The sequence below is a fragment of the Mesorhizobium sp. LMG 17147 genome, from assembly GCF_024297145.1.
In the GTDB taxonomy this organism is placed as follows: Bacteria; Pseudomonadota; Alphaproteobacteria; order Rhizobiales; family Rhizobiaceae; genus Mesorhizobium.
In genome coordinates, this window is record NZ_JANCTC010000011.1 from 34,197 (window position 1) to 50,763 (window position 16,567).

Genomic DNA, 16,567 nt, shown 5'->3' on the forward strand with positions numbered 1-16,567 from the left:
ACCGGGAGCGGAGTCGACATTGCAAATGGTTGTCACTATATAGCGGCGGCTTTGACGGCTCGCTTTTTACGTCGTGCCAGCGAGAGCGCGGTAAATGTGCTAGCTATTGTGACATCTATTGTGATCTAAAACGGCTTGAAAACCGAAAAAAAGCAAATAGAATCAATAGCGCGGGTCGAACGAGTTTCCTCGAGAGAATCAGTCCTCAAGAACTAGAACGTGCTCCTTGAACCCTCCATTCCCTTCAGCTCTGTGGACCTCGGACAAGTTCGGCTTGCCGGGCGAAGCCGACTCGGCTCGAATGGCAGCACGCATCTTTTCGAAGATGCCGACGTTTATGATTACCAATCGGCATAGCCGCTAGGGAAACAGCAGTATGAGTGAACACGCGATCGAGTTCTTGCGCGGGTGGATTGGCGAAAAAGTCCACTGCCAGCCCTCGCCAGCCAGAATCGAGAAGCAGGCCGAGACCCTCGCCAGGGAATGCGCGGCCAAGGCTGCCGAAGCCGGCATACCCCTGGAGGACATTCAGGAAGAGGTCGGCGACATTCAGGAGCTCATTGCTTCAAGGCTCGAGGAGGCCGCCGAGGCCGATCAGGACGAGCGGAATTCCAACAAGCCTGCCGGCTGACGGACCGCCTCCGGCAAAACCTGCCGGGCGAACATTGCCTGTCTGATGCAGTTGCGCGGTCTCATCGCCGCGCAGCTTTGCCAAATCTCTCCGTAAGCCACCCTTTCGGCAATGCGGGCACGAAATTGCCGTCGCGCCCGCTCATGTCTTCGTTGGCGACCAAAGCATTGAGGATTGCTTCCTCCACGCTCTGAATGACGGCGTCGAAGAACGGGTTGATGTCGGCATCCGGTATGTAACCGGCGCTGGCCAATTTGCCGGCCGCGCCGCGCGCCGCATCGGCATTGGCCGTGCTGAACGCAAGAAAAATATCGCCGGACGAATTGTATCCATAGCCGCCGGTCAGCGCGATCCCGAGGGGCACGCGTTTCGCCAGCCGTTTCAACTGGTGCGGCATGAATGGCGCATCGGTGGCGACGATCGCGATGATCGAGCTCTTTTCCGCTCGCGGCGTGTTGTCCCGGATCGCCGGTTCGGCGAGTTCCGCTCCGGCCCTGATGCCACCGATGACGAGGTTTCGCCTTGCACCGAAATTCGACTGGACGAAGCAGCCGATCGTGAAACGCTCTCCGTTCCAGTCGACGCTGCGCGAGGATGTGCCGGACCCTGCCTTGAAGCCGAAGGTGATCATGCCTGTGCCGCCGCCGACGCTGCCCTCTTCGATCGGCCCGCTTTCAGCCGTATCGAGCGCGGAAAACACATGCTCGAAGCTCAAATGATGGCCGTTGATGTCGTTGAGAAAGCCGTCATAAGTCTCGCCCGCCACCGGCAGCGCCCAGGCGCTGTCGAGCGCGTGCGGCAGCGCCGTCTGCATCCAGCGCAACGTTGCGTCGCGGCTGACGCCGCAGGAATGCGTGTTGGTGATGGTGATGGGAAGATTGAACGCTCCGAGCTCCTCTATCAGATGCGAGCCGGTCAGTTCGCCATTGCCATTGGCGCTGAACACGCCGGCGAACGCCGGGACGGCCAACTCGTCTCTGGGCCTTGGCAGGATCGCGGTCACGCCGGTGCGTACCGGACCCTTGCCGACAACGAGCGGCCCGTCCCCTGAGATCAGCGTCGTATAGCCGACCGTCACGCCGGGCACATCGGTGATCGCATTGAAGCGGCCTGGGGTGCCTTCGAATGGGATATCGAGGGCGCGTGCACGCAGTTTGCCCGAGGGCGTCGTAAGATGCGGATCGGTCATTTCTTCCTCAGAAAAGCGCCTTGGTCTTCCTCAGAAAAGCGAGCCTTGGCCGCCCGGCGCCTTGAGCTTGGCTGCCGACTTGGCAATCGCCTTCGGCCGCGCCGTGCCACTGATGGCGACTGCATCGGCGGTGCCGTCGGCGAACTCCAGCGAAAGCGCCATTCCCGACACGACCTCCGCCGAACGCTTGACCACCGCGCCGTCCGCATCCTTGACCAGTGCGAAGCCTCGCGCCAGCACGGCCTTGTGCGACAGCGTCGCCAGCAATCGATCGGCCTGCGTCAGTTTTCCACGCAGACGGTCCAGCCGCCGCGAAATCGCCTGGTCCTGCCGCCGTGTCAGTGCCAGCAGGGCATCGCCTTGCAGTTTCTGCCGTCTGGCGATCGGCGCCGGTGACAGTCTGGCGGCCGTGCGCGAAAACCGTGCCCGACGCTCGCGCACGATGGCGAAGAACGCCGCTTGCGCTCGGGCGAGGTCGCGGCGGGTCAGTGTGCGGGCTTCGTTCATGCGCCGCGACAAGGTCGCCGGTGTCAGACGCTGGCCCAGAAGCCTGGCCCGCTTGCGCTCGACGCTGACCGACAGCGCCCGGCCGAGCCGGCTCGTCGCCTCGTCGAAGCGCCGCCGCGGCAGCGCCAGCAACTGGTCGGGCGAGGGCAGCGCCCGGGCGGCTGCGCGCGCCGCCTGCCGCTTGCGTTCGAAATTGCGCGACAGTGCGGTCTTCAACCGCGCGCCAAGGCCGGCAAGCGTCGCTTCGAGATCGACTTTGACCGGTACGGCGATCTCGGCGGCTCCTGTCGGCGTCGGCGCCCGTACATCCGCTGCCAGATCGATCAGCGTCCAGTCGGTCTCGTGGCCGACTGCGGAAATCACGGGAATGCCCGAAGCGGCGACGGCGCGGGCGAGCGCTTCGTCGTTGAAGCCCCACAGATCCTCCAGGCTGCCGCCGCCGCGCGCCACGATCAACAGATCGGGCCGCGCGATGGCGCCGTCCCAAGGCAGTGCATTGAAGCCGTTGACGGCAGCGGTCACTTCCGCGCCCGCCGTCTCGCCCTGCACCCGCACCGGCCAGACGAGCACGTGCAGCGGGAACCGGTCCTTGATGCGGTGGATAATATCGCGGATCACCGAACCTGTTGGCGAGGTGACGACGCCTATGACGCGCGGCATGAACGGCAGACGCCGCTTGCGGGCCGCGTCGAACAGCCCTTCGGCCTGCAGCCGGCGCTTGCGCTCGTCCAGCAGCGCCATCAGCGCACCGGCACCGGCCGGCTCGAGATTGTCGATGACGATCTGGTAGTTGGATTTTCCGGGATAGGTGGTGAGCCTGCCGGTGGCGATCACCTCCATGCCTTCCTCCGGACGGAATTTCAGCCGGCTCATCGTGGTCTTCCACACCACGGCATCGAGCCGCGCGCGATCGTCCTTCAGGCAGAAATAGGCATGGCCGGAGGAATGCGGTCCGCGATAGCCGGAAATCTCGCCGCGCACTCGTACATTGCCGAAGACGTCCTCGACCGTGCGCTTCAGCGCGCCGGAAATCTCGCTCACCGTATACTCGGTGGCGTTGGTGCGTGATTCGGGTGCTGCGTCGCTCATCGGCCGATTGGGGAACGGTTGTTGGCCGCCGTCAAGGCGGCCGTGTTCGATGTCGGCCCCAATCGCGCGATCACCAGCCCGGCAGGATCTGGTTCGGCTTCGTCCGTTTCATCTTGGCGAAGGCGAGGGCGGCGAAATCGAACGTGCCGGTCTCCTCGCCGAGCGGCACGGAAATATTGTCGAGGCTCTCCGAAATGTGGCGCGCAAGCGCATCGACGATCTCCGGCCGCGAGGTCTGGCCGCGCATAATGCCGATGCGGCAATCGGGCAGGGCGCCGAAACCGTCGGCCTCGCCCAGCACCCGCATGCCGGGCCGCAGCGCGCATTCCGGCAGCACCGAGATCGCCAGGCCGGAGAGCACCGCCGCTGCGATGACGGTGGCCGAGAAGCTGGTGAACAGGATGCGGTAGTCGCGGTTCTGCTGATCGAGCACGTCGGCGGCGGCCCGCCGCCAGATGCAGTTCGGCCGGCCGAAGGCCATCGGCAGAATCGGCTGCTCATGCGTCGCATGGTTGGCGGAGGTAACCCACAGCAGCGGTTCGCGCCGCACCACTTCCGACTGGCCGCGCGCGTCGTTGTGCGTCACCAGCGCCAGGTCGAGATTGCCGCGCTTGATGTGTTCGACCAGTCCCGGCGTCGGTTCGCAGATAACGGTCAGTTCGACATGCGGGTTGGAGCGGCCAAACCGCGCCATGATCTCTGGCAGGAAGCGATCGGCATAGTCATCCGGCGTGCCGATGCGGATGGTGCCTTCGAGCCGGCGGTCGTCGAAGGCGGCCAGTGTTTCCTTGTTGAGATAGAGCAGCCGCCTTGCGTAGGAGAGCAGTCTATCGCCTTCCTCGGTCAGCCTGTTGGTGCGGCCGTCTTTTTCGAACAGCGGCTTGCCGATCCGTTCCTCCAACCGCCGCATCTGCATCGACACCGCAGACTGGGTCCGATGCACCGCTTCCGCCGCGCGGGTAAAGCTGCCGGTGTCGACAATCGAGATGAAGGTCTGCAACTGATCGAGATCGAGCGGCGCTTTCATTGGCCTAATCCATCATTGATGCTGATGCTAAAGATTAGAAACATTCGTTGGATTAATCAATCGCGCCATGGCAAATTCGCATTGTCCACATGAAGCTAATGCATGTCGCCCAAAAGTGGTCACCGGTTTTGGGGCAACGACATGCATCATCTTAGATGAATCGAAGCCGGAACGGCCGCTGTTGCCAGCGCCCGATCGATCGGTTTCGCCCGTTCGAATGTGAAGGAGACCGACATGGCTACGTTTGATTTCGCTACCGAGACCTCGCGCATCACCTCGCGTCCGGCCGTTGCGACGCGCGTGGCCAATGCCGCTGCCAATGTTTACCGCGCCTGGAAAAACCGCCGCGCCTTTTATCGCCTCGGCGAGATGTCGGATGCCGAGCTCGCCGACATCGGCCTGACCCGCGCCGACCTGCACGTCGCTGTCGGTGTACCCTTTGGCCGCGATCCGACAGAAAGGCTTCGCGTCATCGCGGTCGAGCGCGCCGAAACGATCGAGGATCTTGCCCGCAAGGTGGTGTGATCGCACAAATTTGCGATTTTGGTCGCATTGAACCTTTTGAGGCACGACGCCACCAAGTTACGCAGGCTCCCCACTCCCTGCCGGATCCCCCCGGCCAGCCTGCGCGCTGCCCGGTCCTCCCAGGACCGGGCTTTCTTTTTTGGGCGGCACTGATGATTGGTTGCCGGTGTCTGGTCTAGCGCCGGCCCATGCCCTGCTTGAACTGGTCGAAGATCGACTCCATGCCTTTCTGGTAGTCGTCGCGCTGCTGGGCGCCTGTCTCGAACATTTTGCCGAACAGGTCGTCGAACGGATTTCTCGGCCTGCCGCTCGGATTGGCCTGCGGCTGCGGCGCCTGAGGCTGCTGGGGCGCCTGACGCGTCTGAGACTGTTGTGCGCCACCGCCGAACATGTCCTGCAGTACTTTGCCGAGCGGATTGTCACCATAAGGGTTCTGTGTCTGCTGCGGCTGGCTTTGCGGCTGCTGCCCGCCGCCGAACATGTCCTGCAACACCTTGCCCAGCGGGTTGTCGCCGTAAGGGCTCTGCGTCTGTTGCGGCTGTTGGCCGCCGAACATATCCTGCAGCACCTTGCCGAGCGGGTTATCCGTGGGGGCCGCAGGCTGAGGGGCCGGTGCCTGGCTGCCGCCGCCGGCCTGCCGCATCATCTGCTCGATGAGCTCGCCGAGCGGATTGCCGCCACTGCCTGCCGCATGCATCTGTCCGCCTAGCTGGTTGGTGGTCTGCTTGAACAGCCCGCCCATCATCATCGAGGCAATTGCCGGCAGCATCTGCTGCAACACCTGCTGGCTGACCCCGCTTGCCTGCGCCGCCTGGCTGGCGACTGCGCGCGACAGGTCCTTCGAACCGAACAAATGACCGAGAATGCCGTTGCCTTCATCGAGGCCCTGCGGCGAGAAGGCCCGGCTTGCATCCTCGAAATATTTAGCGTGCTGGCCGCTGGCCATCGCCGTCATGAAGGAGCCGAGCCCATAAGGGTCCGCCGTGTTGCGCTTCAGCCCCTGCGAAAAGGCCGGCAGCAGCGCCGCGACCGCCGCCTGCGTCTGCTGCTGCGACAGCCCGAACTGCTGGGCCAGCGCCTGCATGCCGTTGCCGTTCTGGGCCTGTGCCAGAATATCGAACAAGGAAGGCATTGTTTTCTCCTCCGGGAAAATCCTCGTTGGAGAAGCCTAGTTCGTTTCCATCACTGATTGAAGCGAATTTGCCGGACCGTGGCTCATGCGGATTGCGAAGCGTTAATACGCGTATTCCATGAATACCGGCTCGATCGAGCCGCCCCAGCGTGTGTGGTAGGCGGAGAGCATCTCCTCGGCGCTGGTCGTCCCGCGCGCGACGACCTCGTCCAGCGTGTTGAGGAACGAGGTCTCGTCGTAGCCGTCGCGGTTCTTGCGGCCACGGTTCTTCAGTCCCATGCGCGAGATGACGAGCACGTCGCGGGCGATCTCGCGCAACGTCGTGTTGCGGAAGGGCGCCGAAATGCCTTGTTGCGGCACCGCGTTGCGCATCGCCAGCACTTCGTCATAGCTCCAGCTCGAGGTCAGCGCCTCGGCCGCGTCGAGCGCTGCCGCGTCGTAGAGCAACCCGACCCAGAAGGCCGGCAGCGCGCAGATGCGCCGCCACGGCCCGCCATCGGCGCCGCGCATTTCGAGAAAGCGCTTCAGCCGCACGTCCGGGAACAGCGTCGACAGATGGTTCGCCCAGTCGCCCATCGTCGGCAGCCCCTCCGGCAGTTCGTCACGGGCAGCCCCCGCCATGAACTGGCGGAAGGTGATGTGCGTCATGTCATGGTACTGGCCGTCGCGGATGACGAAATACATCGGCACGTCGAGCGCCCATTCGACATAATCGGCAAAGCCGAAATCGGGCGAGAAGCAGAATTCGAGCAGGCCGGAGCGCTGATTGTCGGTGTCGCGCCAGATCTCGCCGCGCCAGCTCTGCAAGCCGTTCGGCCGGCTTTCGGTGAAGGGCGAGTTGGCAAACAGCGCCGTCGACAGTGGCTGCAATTTCAGCGACACCTGCATCTTGCGGCGCATGTCGGCTTCGCTTTCGAAGTCGAGGTTCACTTGGATCGTGCAGGTCCGGTACATCATGTCGAGGCCCTTGGTGCCGACCTTGGGCATGTAGCGGGTCATGATCTCGTAGCGAGATTTCGGCATTTTCGGCGTCTCGGCCAGCGACCATTTCGGGCTGCCGCCAAGGCCGAGAAAACGAATGCCCATCGGTTCGGCGATCTCGCGCACCTGCGCCAGATGCGCATTGCCTTCGCGGCAGGTCTGGTGGATCGTCTCCAGCGGCGCGCCGGACAGCTCGAACTGGCCGCCTGGCTCCAGCGAGATAGCGCCCTGACCGGTCGGCTCGACCAGTCCGATGATGCGGCCGGCATCCATGATCGGGTCCCAGCCGAGTTTGTCCTGCATGCCTTCGAGGATTGCGCGGATGCCGCGCTCGCCGCCATAGGGCACCGGGGCATTGCCGTCGACATAGAACGGGAATTTCTCGTGCTCGGTGCCGATGCGCCATTTGTCGCGCGGCTTGTTGCCTTCGGCCAGGTGCTCGACGAGTTCGTCGACGCCTTCGATCGGCCGGAAATCGGTGGTATCGCGCGCCATAATAGCCCTCCGCACATGACCCCGAAAACCGGCTTCGATTTTCTGAGGGGATCAGGTGCCCAATCAAATGCTACAGCGTCCTTTGCGCGTCCGAAAGGACACGCGGCCACTGCCGGCGCTAGATGGACGAAATGTCAGTAGCCGATCAAGCGAAAAATCCTGAGCCAGAGGGTAACGGGAATTGATCACCAATCGCCGATTGTCGCCTGGATCAGCGCCAGTGCCGCCACCGCCGCCGTATCCGCCCGCAGGATGCGCGGCCCGAGCGGAATGGCGGTAACGAAGGGCAGCGCTCTCAGCATCCTGCGCTCCTCGTCGGAAAAGCCCCCCTCAGGCCCGACCAGCAGACCGAGCTTTCTCTCCCGCACCGCCTGCAATGCCGGCAGGGGATTGTTGGTCGATGCATCCTCGTCGCAGAAGATCAGCCGCCGCTCGCGGTCCCAGCCCGCCAGCAGGCGCTCGAATTTTTCCGCCTCGCGCAGCTCCGGCACCGCCAATATGCCGCATTGCTCGGCCGCCTCGACGACATTGGCGCGCAGGCGCTCGATGCCGGGTTTTGCCACTTGCGTGTGCTGGGTGATGACCGGCTGCAGGATGCCGGCGCCCATCTCCACCGCCTTTTGCACGAGGTAGTCGAGCCGCCCTTGCTTCAGCGGCGCGAAGCAATAGACGAGATCGGGCAGCGGCGGCTGCGGCCGCTGCAACTCCATCGCCTTCAGGCGCAACGCCTTCTTCGATTTCGCGGCGATTGCCGCCGACCATTCGCCGTCGCGCCCGTTGAAGACCAGAACCTCGGCGCCTTCGCCGAGCCGCAGCACATGCGAGAGATAATGGCTCTGCTGCTGGCCGACGTCGAATTCGATATCCGGTCCAAGTTCGTCCGGCACGAATAGCCGCTGCATCTTGTAATTGGCGCGCATCGCCGAGGAATGGGCGAGGCCGTCGCCGGCGTCAAGCCTCCGCGCTGGCGTGCCAGACAGGTCTGTAGCCACGCTTCAGCACGGAAACAGTTGTCGCCGGCGTGAGCATGCCGATTGGACCGTGGGTAAAATCGCCGAATCCCACCGGATCGCCATAGCCGCCGAAACTCCAGGGCAGCGCGGCGCCGTCAAACAGGGCGTATGCCCTGTTTCCTGACGAGATCATCGAGCCGTCCGGCAAGTCCGCAAGCGCCTCCGGTTTCAGTCGCGGCGCCCGCCCGCCCGATGCCAGGCGCTCCTTGTGCAGGCGCTTGTCGAGCTGCGGCGCGCGTGGCTCGGCAAGGCCGAAGGCGTCGCCGAAGCGCTGGACAAAATCCCTGGCCCGCTCGCGCCGGCAGAAGAAGCAGGGCCGGTGCCCGGCGGCAAGTGCCGTCACCTCGTCGAGGAAAAACAGCTCGGTCCAGCCGGCCTTGCCGCCCAATTGGTCGTCGCTTTGCCGGTTGCGCCCCATCGGCTCGCGCCGCACGTCGCCGTATTCGCAGACACAGATGATCCAGGCTTGCAGCGCCCAGCGCTTCTTCAACAGCGTTCTCGTCTCGGGGTCGTGAATGATGCCGCGATTGCCCATGAACAGGCCGCGCTCCGGCACGGCATGGATGGCGCCGAACGGGTCGACCCGGTTTTGCAGTGGCATAGGCGTTCCCTGTTGGCTGCAATGCTGACGCCATGATATCGCTCGCTGCATCAATTTCATGTCAGCAGGTTTCGATGCGGGTCTTGGTCGTCCAGAACTTCGACAATGAGGGCCTTGGCCAGATCGGCGCGGCGCTTGTCGAGGCGGGCGCCGATATCGACCTGCGCCGGCCGTATCGCGGCGACGCGCTGCCGCAAGATAGCGGCGGGCATGACGCCATGGTGGTGCTCGGCGGCGCCCAGAATGCGCTCGACGACGAGCTCTGCCCTTATTTCCCGGGTCTGCTCGATCTGACACGCGACTGTGCCGACAGGGACCGCGCGGTGCTCGGCATCTGCCTCGGCAGCCAATTGGTTGCGCGCGCCCTTGGCGGCGAGAACCAGATAGGCGGCGCCTCGGAGTTCGGCTGGCACGAGATCGCGCTCACCGCGGCGGCGCAGGCCGATCCGGTGCTCGCCGCCTTGCCCGAAAAATTTCCGATCTTCCAATGGCACGACGACACCTTTGCCTTGCCCGAGACTGCCGTGCGGTTGGCCGGCAATGCCGTCGCCGAGAACCAGGCGTTCCGCATCGGCCGCGCCATCTACGGCTTCCAGTTCCATTTCGAGGCCGACAGTCCGATGGTGCGCGACTGGAGCACCTCCTTCGCACCGCTGATCGCCGAGCGGCATCCTGAATGGGCGGGACGGCTCGACGATGAAATGGCCCGCAACGGACCGCAAGCCGATGCCGCCGGCCTGGCCATCGCCCGCGCCTGGGTGGCGACGATCTGACGGCTCATACAGCCAACGTATTTGGCGACGTTGCATATTTGGCACGCGGCGGCAAATCCGCCGGGGATAACGCGTTTCATCCTTGGCCTGTGTCAGTCCGCCAGCCTAAAAGGCGCCCGCTCTGCATCTTGCGTGCAACCGCGATGAACCTTTCCTGTGACCCGCGCGACACACCGCCGATACAGAACATGCCTAGAAGCGCGAAACCGTCAGACATTTGCGACGTATTTCGCGTTTCAACGCATTGGTAACCCGCTCGTGCATAGATGCAGAAAGCTCAACAAGAGATGACGTCCGTGAAAGCAGCCTTTTTGTCCTTTGCCATGTTGTCGGCCATCGTCTTGTGCGGCCTCGGCATTTATTCCGCCGACGCGGCCAACAACCACAATGCCGTCGACGGCTACGGCGTCACCGCCGCGCTTCGCTAGACCCTCTGCACATAACCTCACGCCTTACCTACGCCCGCTCACCCGTCACCGTCAGGATCCGTTTCTCCGCGCCGTCCACGGCGAGCGCGGTGAGGTTTCCTGAGTGCCAGGCGAGGGTGTCGACATTGACGCGGTTGCCGGTGATCTCGGGTTTGGCCACCGGCGTATGGCCGTGCACCACAATCTTGGGATGAAGGCCGGTGTGGTCGTGGAAGACCTCGCGGATCCAGATCAGGTCCTGCGGGCTCTGGCTTTCCAGCGCAATGCCGGGCCGGATGCCGGCATGACAGAAGAAGAAGTCGCCGAATGTCACTGAAAAGGCCAGAGAGCGCAGGAACTCGACATGGTTCTGCGGCACCGCCTCGACCAGCGCGGCGTGCCCTTGCCGCAATGCCGCATCGGCGCGGCCAAACCAGGCGCTGCTGCCACCGAGCGACACTCCATAGGATAGCGCCGTCTGGATGCCGCCATAGCGCATGAACAGGCCGTCCGGGTCGGGAACATCGAGAAAATCGAGGAAGCCGAGATCATGATTTCCGGCCAGCATCAGGTGACGTGGATCGCGTTTTTGCGCGTCGATCAGGAAATCGATGACGCCTTTGGAGTCCGGACCCCGGTCGACATAGTCGCCGAGATGGATCACGCGCCAATCGGCAATGGGCTTCCTCTCCAACTCGCTCTCGATCCGGCGGTGCATGGCGTTCAGCAGGTCAAGCCGACCGTGCACATCGCCGATCGCATAGAGGCGCATACCTTCCGGTCCGCGCGCTTCGAAAAAATTGATGCCGGGCTCCGTCAATGCCTGCGTCGCCTCCGTGGTCATGCCGTCACGGGACTTTAGCGCCGGAGCTGATCCTTGCCCATGTCGGTGACCAGACGCTTTCCACACAGTGCCAGCGTTATGTCCATCTCCTTGCGGATGATTTCCAGCGCCTTGGTAACCCCTTCCTTGCCGAGTGCGCCGAGGCCGTACAGGAAAGGCCGTCCGATATAGGTGCCCTTGGCGCCGAGGCACAGTGCTTTGAGCACGTCCTGGCCGGAACGGATGCCGCCGTCCATATGCACCTCGATCGTGTCGCCGACGGCGTCGGCGATCTCTTCCAGCGCCATGATCGATGACGAGGCGCCGTCCAACTGGCGGCCGCCATGGTTGGATACGATGATCGCGTCGGCGCCCGTTCTGGCGGCCATCAGCGCATCTTCCTTGTCGAGTATGCCTTTCAGGATCAGCTTGCCGCCCCAGCGCTCCTTGATCCAGGCGACGTCCTTCCACGACAGATGCGGATCGAACTGCTCCTTCGTCCAGGACGACAGCGAGGCGAGGTCGCCGACGCCCTTGGCGTGGCCGACGATGTTGCGGAAGCTCCGGCGCTTGGTGCCGGCCATGCCGACGCACCAGCGCGGCCTTGTCGCCATCTGCCAGATGTGCTTCGGCGTCATTCGCGGCGGCGCCGAAAGCCCGTTGCGGATATCCTTGTGGCGCTGACCAAGGATCTGCAGGTCGAGCGTCAGCACCAGTGCCGAACATTTCGCCGCTTTTGCGCGGTCGATCAAATCGAAGACGAAGTCCTTGTCGCGCAGCACATAGAGCTGGAACCAGAACGGCTTCCTGGTCACCGACGCGACATCCTCGATCGAGCAGATGCTCATTGTCGACAGCGTGAACGGCACGCCGAACTCCTCCGCCGCCTGCGCCGCCAGCATCTCGCCGTCCGGGTGCTGCATGCCGGTCATGCCGGTCGGCGCCAGCGCCACCGGCATCGTCACTTTCTCGCCGATCATGGTCGATTCCAGCGAGCGGTTGTCCATGTCGACAAGCACGCGCTGGCGGAACTTGATCTTCTGGAAATCCTCTTCGTTGGCGCGGTAGGTGCTTTCGGTCCAGGCGCCGGAATCGGCGTAGTCGAAGAACATCTTCGGCACGCGGCGGCGCGCCAGGTCCTTGAGGTCGGCGATGGTGAGAATGCTGCTCATGGATCTTTTTCCGCTGGTTCTTCGCTGGTTCGTGGTTGGATTTTCTGGGCGGGGCCTACGGCTGTTTTCTTGCCGCCTCACCGTCACCGGGCTCGGAGCGTTGCCTGAGCCTCAGCCGCGACACGCGCTGCCAGTCGCCGCTGCGCTCGGCCTCGGCCATCGATCGTTCGACGTAGGAGATGTGGTCCATCGCCGCCTGCCGCGCCGCAGCCGGATCGCCGGCCTTGACCGCCGCATAGATTGCCCGGTGCTGCGAAAGCAGCGCCTCGCGCGCGCCCGGCACGTTGAACACCAGCCGCCGGTTCTGGAACACGCCTTCCGACAGCAGCCGATAACAGGAGCGCAGCGTGTGCAGCAGGATGATGTTGTGCGCGCATTCGCAGATCGCGTGATGGAACTCGATGTCGATTTCCGCCTCGTCGTCGAAATTGGCGGTCCGGTGCGCCTCGTCCATGCGCGCCATGATGCGGTCGAGCAGCGCCAGATCGTCCGATGTGGCACGCCGCGCCGCATATTCGGCAGCCACCGCCTCGATCTCGCGGCGGTACTCCAGATAGTCGGTCACCGCCTTGCGATGCATCGAGATCAGGTCGGTCACCGGCTTGGTGAACAGCTGGCCGATGACATCGGCGACATGGGTGCCGCCGCCTGGCCGTGTCGTCAACAGCCCGCGCCCTTCCAAGGCTTTCAAGGCATCGCGCAGGATCGGCCGCGACACCTCGAACTGCCGCGCCAGCTCGCGCTCGCCCGGCAGCCGGTCGCCGGTGCGCAGCACGCCTTCGAGGATCAGGCTCTCGATCTGCTGCACCACCTCGTCGGCGGTGCGCGAATGCTCGATCCGGGAGAAAATGTCGCTCAAACGGGGTGCCTGGGGGTTGAACCGAAGTCGCGCAAGATAAAGCCAGCGTCGCCAACTGGTCAAATTATTTATCCAATTCGCCGGGGCCGGGCCCGTTCACTGCCGCGGCTTCATATCAGCGTAAGCTAAACTGGCCGTTTGCGTCCTCTGGCGATTGCCTCTAGAGCAATTCCAGGAAAAGTGTGAAACGGTTTTTCGTCCGGAATTGCGCAGAATCAAAGAGATAGAGCGGTTCGGCGTTTCCGTGAACAAGAGAGACATCATTGCCAAAAAGGGCTCAGAGAAGCCCGGGGGGACCAGCCGTGCCAGACGCCGACCCGTCCAACCTCGAATTCCAGCTGCGCGCCAAAGCCGTGGGCGGCAGCGTCATGGGCTTTCCGGCGCATGAAGGTCGGCCGGGCGCGCTCGGCGAGGTCCACGCCCGGCCGCATCCGCTGGTCGAAAAGCCGCGCGTGCTGGTGCAGCTTTCCTTCATGACCGAAGCTGGATCCGGCGTCGATCAGGCCGTGCTTTCCGAATTGTCGCGACGCCTCGGCATCGCCGCGCCCGACCCCCACGCCCGCCACCACGCGATGAAATGGGGCAAGGGCTCGCTACGCTGGGAACGGCACACGGAGTTCTCGACCTACCTCTGGGAAGGACCGCTCGCCGAAAACGGCAGAGGGCAAGAAGACACACCCTTCGGCAACGGGTTTTCGCCGCCGGGCACGGTGATTTCCGGCATTAGGCTGGAAATCCGCAAATGGACGCCGGCGAACGAAAAACTGATCGCCGGTTTCGACCCGACCAGCCTGTGCTACTCGCTGGTCGAGCGCGGCAACGCGGCCATCGTCACCGATTTCCGCCAGGATGGCGACGGCTTGACCCGCATGCTGATGCTCGACCGCGGCCTGACCCCGGCGCGCACCGGGGCACTGTCACAGCGGCTGATCGACATCGAGACCTATCGCACGCTGGCCATGCTCGGGTTGCCGCTGGCGCTGACGCTGTCCGGTCGCGCCCGCCGCATCGAAGACAGGCTGGCTCAGACCACGCTGGAAATGAAGGTCGCCGAGACCCGCGACAGCCAGACGCTACTTGCCGACTTGACCGAACTGGCTGCCGAGTTGGAGGCCGATGCCGCCTCCAGCCTCTACCGCTTCGGCGCCAGCCGCGCCTATGATGGCATCGTGCGCGAACGGCTGGAAGCGCTCGACGAAGAGGCGGTGCCCGGCTACGACACCTGGGGCGGTTTTCTGCAGCGCCGCGTGGCGCCGGCGATGCGTACCTGCCGTTCGGTCGAGGAGCGTCAGGCCAACCTGTCGACGAAGCTCACCCGTGCCACCACGCTGCTGCGCACCTGGGTTGACGTCGAGGTCGAGAAGCAGAACCGCGATCTCTTGGCATCGATGAACAATCGTGCCCGCCTGCAATTGCGGCTGCAGCAGACGGTGGAGGGCCTCTCGGTCGCCGCTGTCTCCTACTATGTCGTCGGCCTCATCGGCTACGTCGCCAAGGGCGCCTCGATCTTCGGCCATGCCTTTGCGCCGGAAATGGTCACCGCCGCCTCGGTGCCGCTCGCCGTCGTGCTCGTCTGGTGGGGCGTGCGCCGCGTCCGCCGCATGCACTCCGAACCAGGCAAGCAGCCCGGCGAATAGTGAAGGGCGGAGCGGCACATTGCCGCTGCGGAAGGCTGTCCCGGCCATAGGCCTCCCAACTCGGCCAACACGGCATTTGCAACCGACCACCGTCGCTGGTAAAAGATTTTTACCAGTCGATCTGAAGGAGGCTGTCGATGTCCGGCCTTGCCATGCCGAAACCAGACGGCACCACGATGCGCCGGCGCGACGAGATCGTCGCCGATATGCGCATCATCGTGCCGGGCGAGGGCGTCGTCGACGCCGCCAATGCCATGCGCGCCTTCGAGAGCGACGGGCTCACCGCCTACCGGCAATTGCCGCTCGTCGTGGTGCTGCCGCAGACCGTGGCGCAGGTGTCGCGCGTATTGAAATATTGCAGCGATCGCAACATCCGCGTTGTGCCGCGCGGTTCCGGCACCTCGCTGTCCGGCGGCGCGCTGCCGCTCCAGGACGCGGTGCTGCTGGTCATGAGCCGCTTCAACCGGATCCTCGAGATCGATTTTCAGAACCGCGTCGTCGTCGCCCAGCCCGGCGTTACCAATCTCGGTATCACCACCGCCGTCGAGCAGGAGGGCTTCTATTACGCCCCCGATCCATCCTCCCAGATCGCCTGCTCGATCGGCGGCAATGTCGCGGAAAATTCCGGCGGCGTGCACTGCCTGAAATACGGTCTCACCGCCAACAATGTGCTCGGCATCGAGATGGTGCTGATGAATGGCGAGGTGGTGCGCCTCGGCGGCAGCCATCTCGACGCGGAAGGCTACGACCTGCTCGGCGTTATGACCGGCTCCGAAGGACTGCTCGGCGTCGTCACCGAGGTTACCGTGCGTATCCTGAAGAAGCCGGAGACGGCGCGTGCCCTGCTGATCGGCTTCCCGACCAGCGAGCAGGCCGGCCAATGCGTCGCCGACATCATCGGCGCCGGCATCATCCCGGGCGGCATGGAGATGATGGACCGTCCGGCCATCCGCGCCGCGGAGGATTTCGTCCATGCCGGCTATCCCCGAGATGTCGAGGCGCTGCTGATCGTCGAACTGGACGGGCCGGGTGTCGAGGTCGATCACCTGATCGGCCTGGTCGAAGCCATCGCCTATAGGAACGGCTCGACCACATGCCGCATTTCGCAATCGGAGCAGGAGCGGCTGAGTTTCTGGGCCGGCCGCAAGGCGGCTTTCCCGGCGGTCGGCCGCATCTCGCCCGACTATTACTGCATGGACGGCACCATACCGCGCAAGGAACTGCCGCGCGTGCTAGCCGGCATGCGCGAACTGTCGGAGAAATACGGGCTCGGCGTCGCCAATGTCTTCCACGCGGGCGACGGCAATCTGCACCCGCTCATCCTCTACGACGCCAATGTGCCGGGCGAACTCGAGAAGGCGGAGAGTTTCGGCGCCGACATATTGCGGCTCTGCGTCAAGGTCGGCGGCGTGCTGACCGGCGAGCACGGGGTCGGCGTCGAGAAGCGCGACCTGATGCCGGAAATGTTCAGCCAGATCGACCTCGACCAGCAGATGCGGGTCAAATGCGCGTTCGACCCCAACCATCTGCTCAACCCGGGCAAGGTGTTTCCTCAGCTGAGGCGATGCGCCGAACTCGGGCGAATGCACGTGCATCGCGGGCAAGTGGCGTTTCCGGACATTCCGAGGTTTTGAGGGGTATGTTGGCGCTTGGACACCCCCCTCTGTCCTGCCGGACATCTCCCCCGCAAGGGGGGAGATTGGCTG

16 protein-coding genes are annotated in these 16,567 nt (G+C 64.0%); 6 read left to right on the plus strand and 10 right to left on the minus strand.

Annotation, left to right across the window (positions count from 1 at the left end; genetic code table 11):
- Positions 1-376 precede the first annotated feature (376 nt).
- Entirely contained in the window at positions 377-631 is a 255-nt protein-coding gene (locus NMG46_RS19920) for a DUF768 domain-containing protein (RefSeq protein WP_023677464.1), read from the plus strand.
- A 61-nt stretch (positions 632-692) separates the two neighbouring features.
- Here the strand turns inward: NMG46_RS19920 and NMG46_RS19925 are convergent, their stop codons facing one another.
- The 3 genes from NMG46_RS19925 to NMG46_RS19935 form a co-directional block, all read right to left on the minus strand.
- Positions 693-1,820, minus strand: a complete 1,128-nt coding sequence (locus NMG46_RS19925; protein ID WP_254819303.1) for a P1 family peptidase — start codon at positions 1,818-1,820, stop codon at positions 693-695.
- Between the two features lie 30 nt (positions 1,821-1,850).
- Positions 1,851-3,416, minus strand: coding sequence for an exodeoxyribonuclease VII large subunit (gene xseA, locus NMG46_RS19930; RefSeq protein WP_254819304.1), 1,566 nt, complete (start codon positions 3,414-3,416; stop codon positions 1,851-1,853).
- 70 nt (positions 3,417-3,486) lie between these two features.
- Entirely contained in the window at positions 3,487-4,443 is a 957-nt protein-coding gene (locus NMG46_RS19935) for a LysR substrate-binding domain-containing protein (protein ID WP_254819305.1), read from the minus strand.
- A 234-nt stretch (positions 4,444-4,677) separates the two neighbouring features.
- On the opposite strand from NMG46_RS19935, the gene NMG46_RS19940 reads away from it, so the two are divergent.
- Positions 4,678-4,968: a DUF1127 domain-containing protein gene (locus NMG46_RS19940; protein ID WP_254819306.1), complete on the plus strand. Its 291-nt coding sequence runs from the start codon at positions 4,678-4,680 to the stop codon at positions 4,966-4,968.
- A gap of 175 nt (positions 4,969-5,143) precedes the next feature.
- Here the strand turns inward: NMG46_RS19940 and NMG46_RS19945 are convergent, their stop codons facing one another.
- From NMG46_RS19945 to NMG46_RS19960, 4 genes are all read right to left on the minus strand, one after another.
- The gene (locus tag NMG46_RS19945) at positions 5,144-6,100 is read right to left on the minus strand and encodes a DUF937 domain-containing protein (protein WP_254819307.1); all 957 of its coding nucleotides are present in this window, start codon (positions 6,098-6,100) and stop codon (positions 5,144-5,146) included.
- A 102-nt stretch (positions 6,101-6,202) separates the two neighbouring features.
- On the minus strand, positions 6,203-7,576 hold the full coding sequence (locus NMG46_RS19950; RefSeq protein ID WP_254819308.1) for a glutamate--cysteine ligase: 1,374 nt from the start codon (positions 7,574-7,576) through the stop codon (positions 6,203-6,205).
- A 185-nt stretch (positions 7,577-7,761) separates the two neighbouring features.
- The gene (locus NMG46_RS19955) at positions 7,762-8,496 is read right to left on the minus strand and encodes a 16S rRNA (uracil(1498)-N(3))-methyltransferase (protein ID WP_254819393.1); all 735 of its coding nucleotides are present in this window, start codon (positions 8,494-8,496) and stop codon (positions 7,762-7,764) included.
- 31 nt (positions 8,497-8,527) lie between these two features.
- Entirely contained in the window at positions 8,528-9,190 is a 663-nt protein-coding gene (locus NMG46_RS19960; protein WP_254819309.1) for a hypothetical protein, read from the minus strand.
- Between the two features lie 74 nt (positions 9,191-9,264).
- On the opposite strand from NMG46_RS19960, the gene NMG46_RS19965 reads away from it, so the two are divergent.
- Together NMG46_RS19965 and NMG46_RS29720 are read left to right on the plus strand one after the other, a co-directional pair.
- Positions 9,265-9,963, plus strand: coding sequence for a type 1 glutamine amidotransferase (locus NMG46_RS19965; protein WP_254819310.1), 699 nt, complete (start codon positions 9,265-9,267; stop codon positions 9,961-9,963).
- Between the two features lie 296 nt (positions 9,964-10,259).
- Entirely contained in the window at positions 10,260-10,391 is a 132-nt protein-coding gene (locus NMG46_RS29720; protein ID WP_280952144.1) for a hypothetical protein, read from the plus strand.
- Positions 10,392-10,419: 28 nt separating this feature from the next.
- Here the strand turns inward: NMG46_RS29720 and NMG46_RS19970 are convergent, their stop codons facing one another.
- The 3 genes from NMG46_RS19970 to NMG46_RS19980 are packed head-to-tail and all read right to left on the minus strand — an operon-like array spanning position 10,420 to position 13,224.
- The gene (locus NMG46_RS19970; protein WP_254819394.1) at positions 10,420-11,190 is read right to left on the minus strand and encodes a metallophosphoesterase; all 771 of its coding nucleotides are present in this window, start codon (positions 11,188-11,190) and stop codon (positions 10,420-10,422) included.
- Positions 11,191-11,228: 38 nt separating this feature from the next.
- Positions 11,229-12,365: an alpha-hydroxy acid oxidase gene (locus NMG46_RS19975; protein ID WP_254819311.1), complete on the minus strand. Its 1,137-nt coding sequence runs from the start codon at positions 12,363-12,365 to the stop codon at positions 11,229-11,231.
- Positions 12,366-12,420: 55 nt separating this feature from the next.
- Positions 12,421-13,224 carry a FadR/GntR family transcriptional regulator gene (locus NMG46_RS19980; RefSeq protein ID WP_254819312.1) on the minus strand — a complete coding sequence of 268 codons (804 nt, stop codon included), beginning with the start codon at positions 13,222-13,224 and terminating at the stop codon, positions 12,421-12,423.
- Positions 13,225-13,526: 302 nt separating this feature from the next.
- On the opposite strand from NMG46_RS19980, the gene NMG46_RS19985 reads away from it, so the two are divergent.
- Complete coding sequence (locus NMG46_RS19985; RefSeq protein WP_254819313.1) at positions 13,527-14,861, plus strand: DUF3422 family protein; 1,335 nt, start codon at positions 13,527-13,529, stop codon at positions 14,859-14,861.
- Positions 14,862-14,998: 137 nt separating this feature from the next.
- Positions 14,999-16,495, plus strand: a complete 1,497-nt coding sequence (locus tag NMG46_RS19990) for an FAD-linked oxidase C-terminal domain-containing protein (protein ID WP_254819314.1) — start codon at positions 14,999-15,001, stop codon at positions 16,493-16,495.
- The last annotated feature ends 72 nt before the right edge of the window (positions 16,496-16,567 follow it).

Bases quoted from the DNA above. Each gene is read 5' to 3' on its own strand.
- NMG46_RS19935 (WP_254819305.1), bottom strand. From the start codon at position 4,443: ATGAAAGCGCCGCTCGATCTCGATCAGTTGCAGACCTTCATCTCGATT.
- xseA (WP_254819304.1), bottom strand. From the start codon at position 3,416: ATGAGCGACGCAGCACCCGAATCACGCACCAACGCCACCGAGTATACG.
- NMG46_RS19940 (WP_254819306.1), top strand. From the start codon at position 4,678: ATGGCTACGTTTGATTTCGCTACCGAGACCTCGCGCATCACCTCGCGT.
- NMG46_RS19925 (WP_254819303.1), bottom strand. From the start codon at position 1,820: ATGACCGATCCGCATCTTACGACGCCCTCGGGCAAACTGCGTGCACGC.
- NMG46_RS19975 (WP_254819311.1), bottom strand. From the start codon at position 12,365: ATGAGCAGCATTCTCACCATCGCCGACCTCAAGGACCTGGCGCGCCGC.
- NMG46_RS19920 (WP_023677464.1), top strand. From the start codon at position 377: ATGAGTGAACACGCGATCGAGTTCTTGCGCGGGTGGATTGGCGAAAAA.
- NMG46_RS19955 (WP_254819393.1), bottom strand. From the start codon at position 8,496: ATGCGCGCCAATTACAAGATGCAGCGGCTATTCGTGCCGGACGAACTT.
- NMG46_RS19950 (WP_254819308.1), bottom strand. From the start codon at position 7,576: ATGGCGCGCGATACCACCGATTTCCGGCCGATCGAAGGCGTCGACGAA.
- NMG46_RS19945 (WP_254819307.1), bottom strand. From the start codon at position 6,100: ATGCCTTCCTTGTTCGATATTCTGGCACAGGCCCAGAACGGCAACGGC.
- NMG46_RS19965 (WP_254819310.1), top strand. From the start codon at position 9,265: ATGCGGGTCTTGGTCGTCCAGAACTTCGACAATGAGGGCCTTGGCCAG.
- NMG46_RS19990 (WP_254819314.1), top strand. From the start codon at position 14,999: ATGTCCGGCCTTGCCATGCCGAAACCAGACGGCACCACGATGCGCCGG.
- NMG46_RS19960 (WP_254819309.1), bottom strand. From the start codon at position 9,190: ATGCCACTGCAAAACCGGGTCGACCCGTTCGGCGCCATCCATGCCGTG.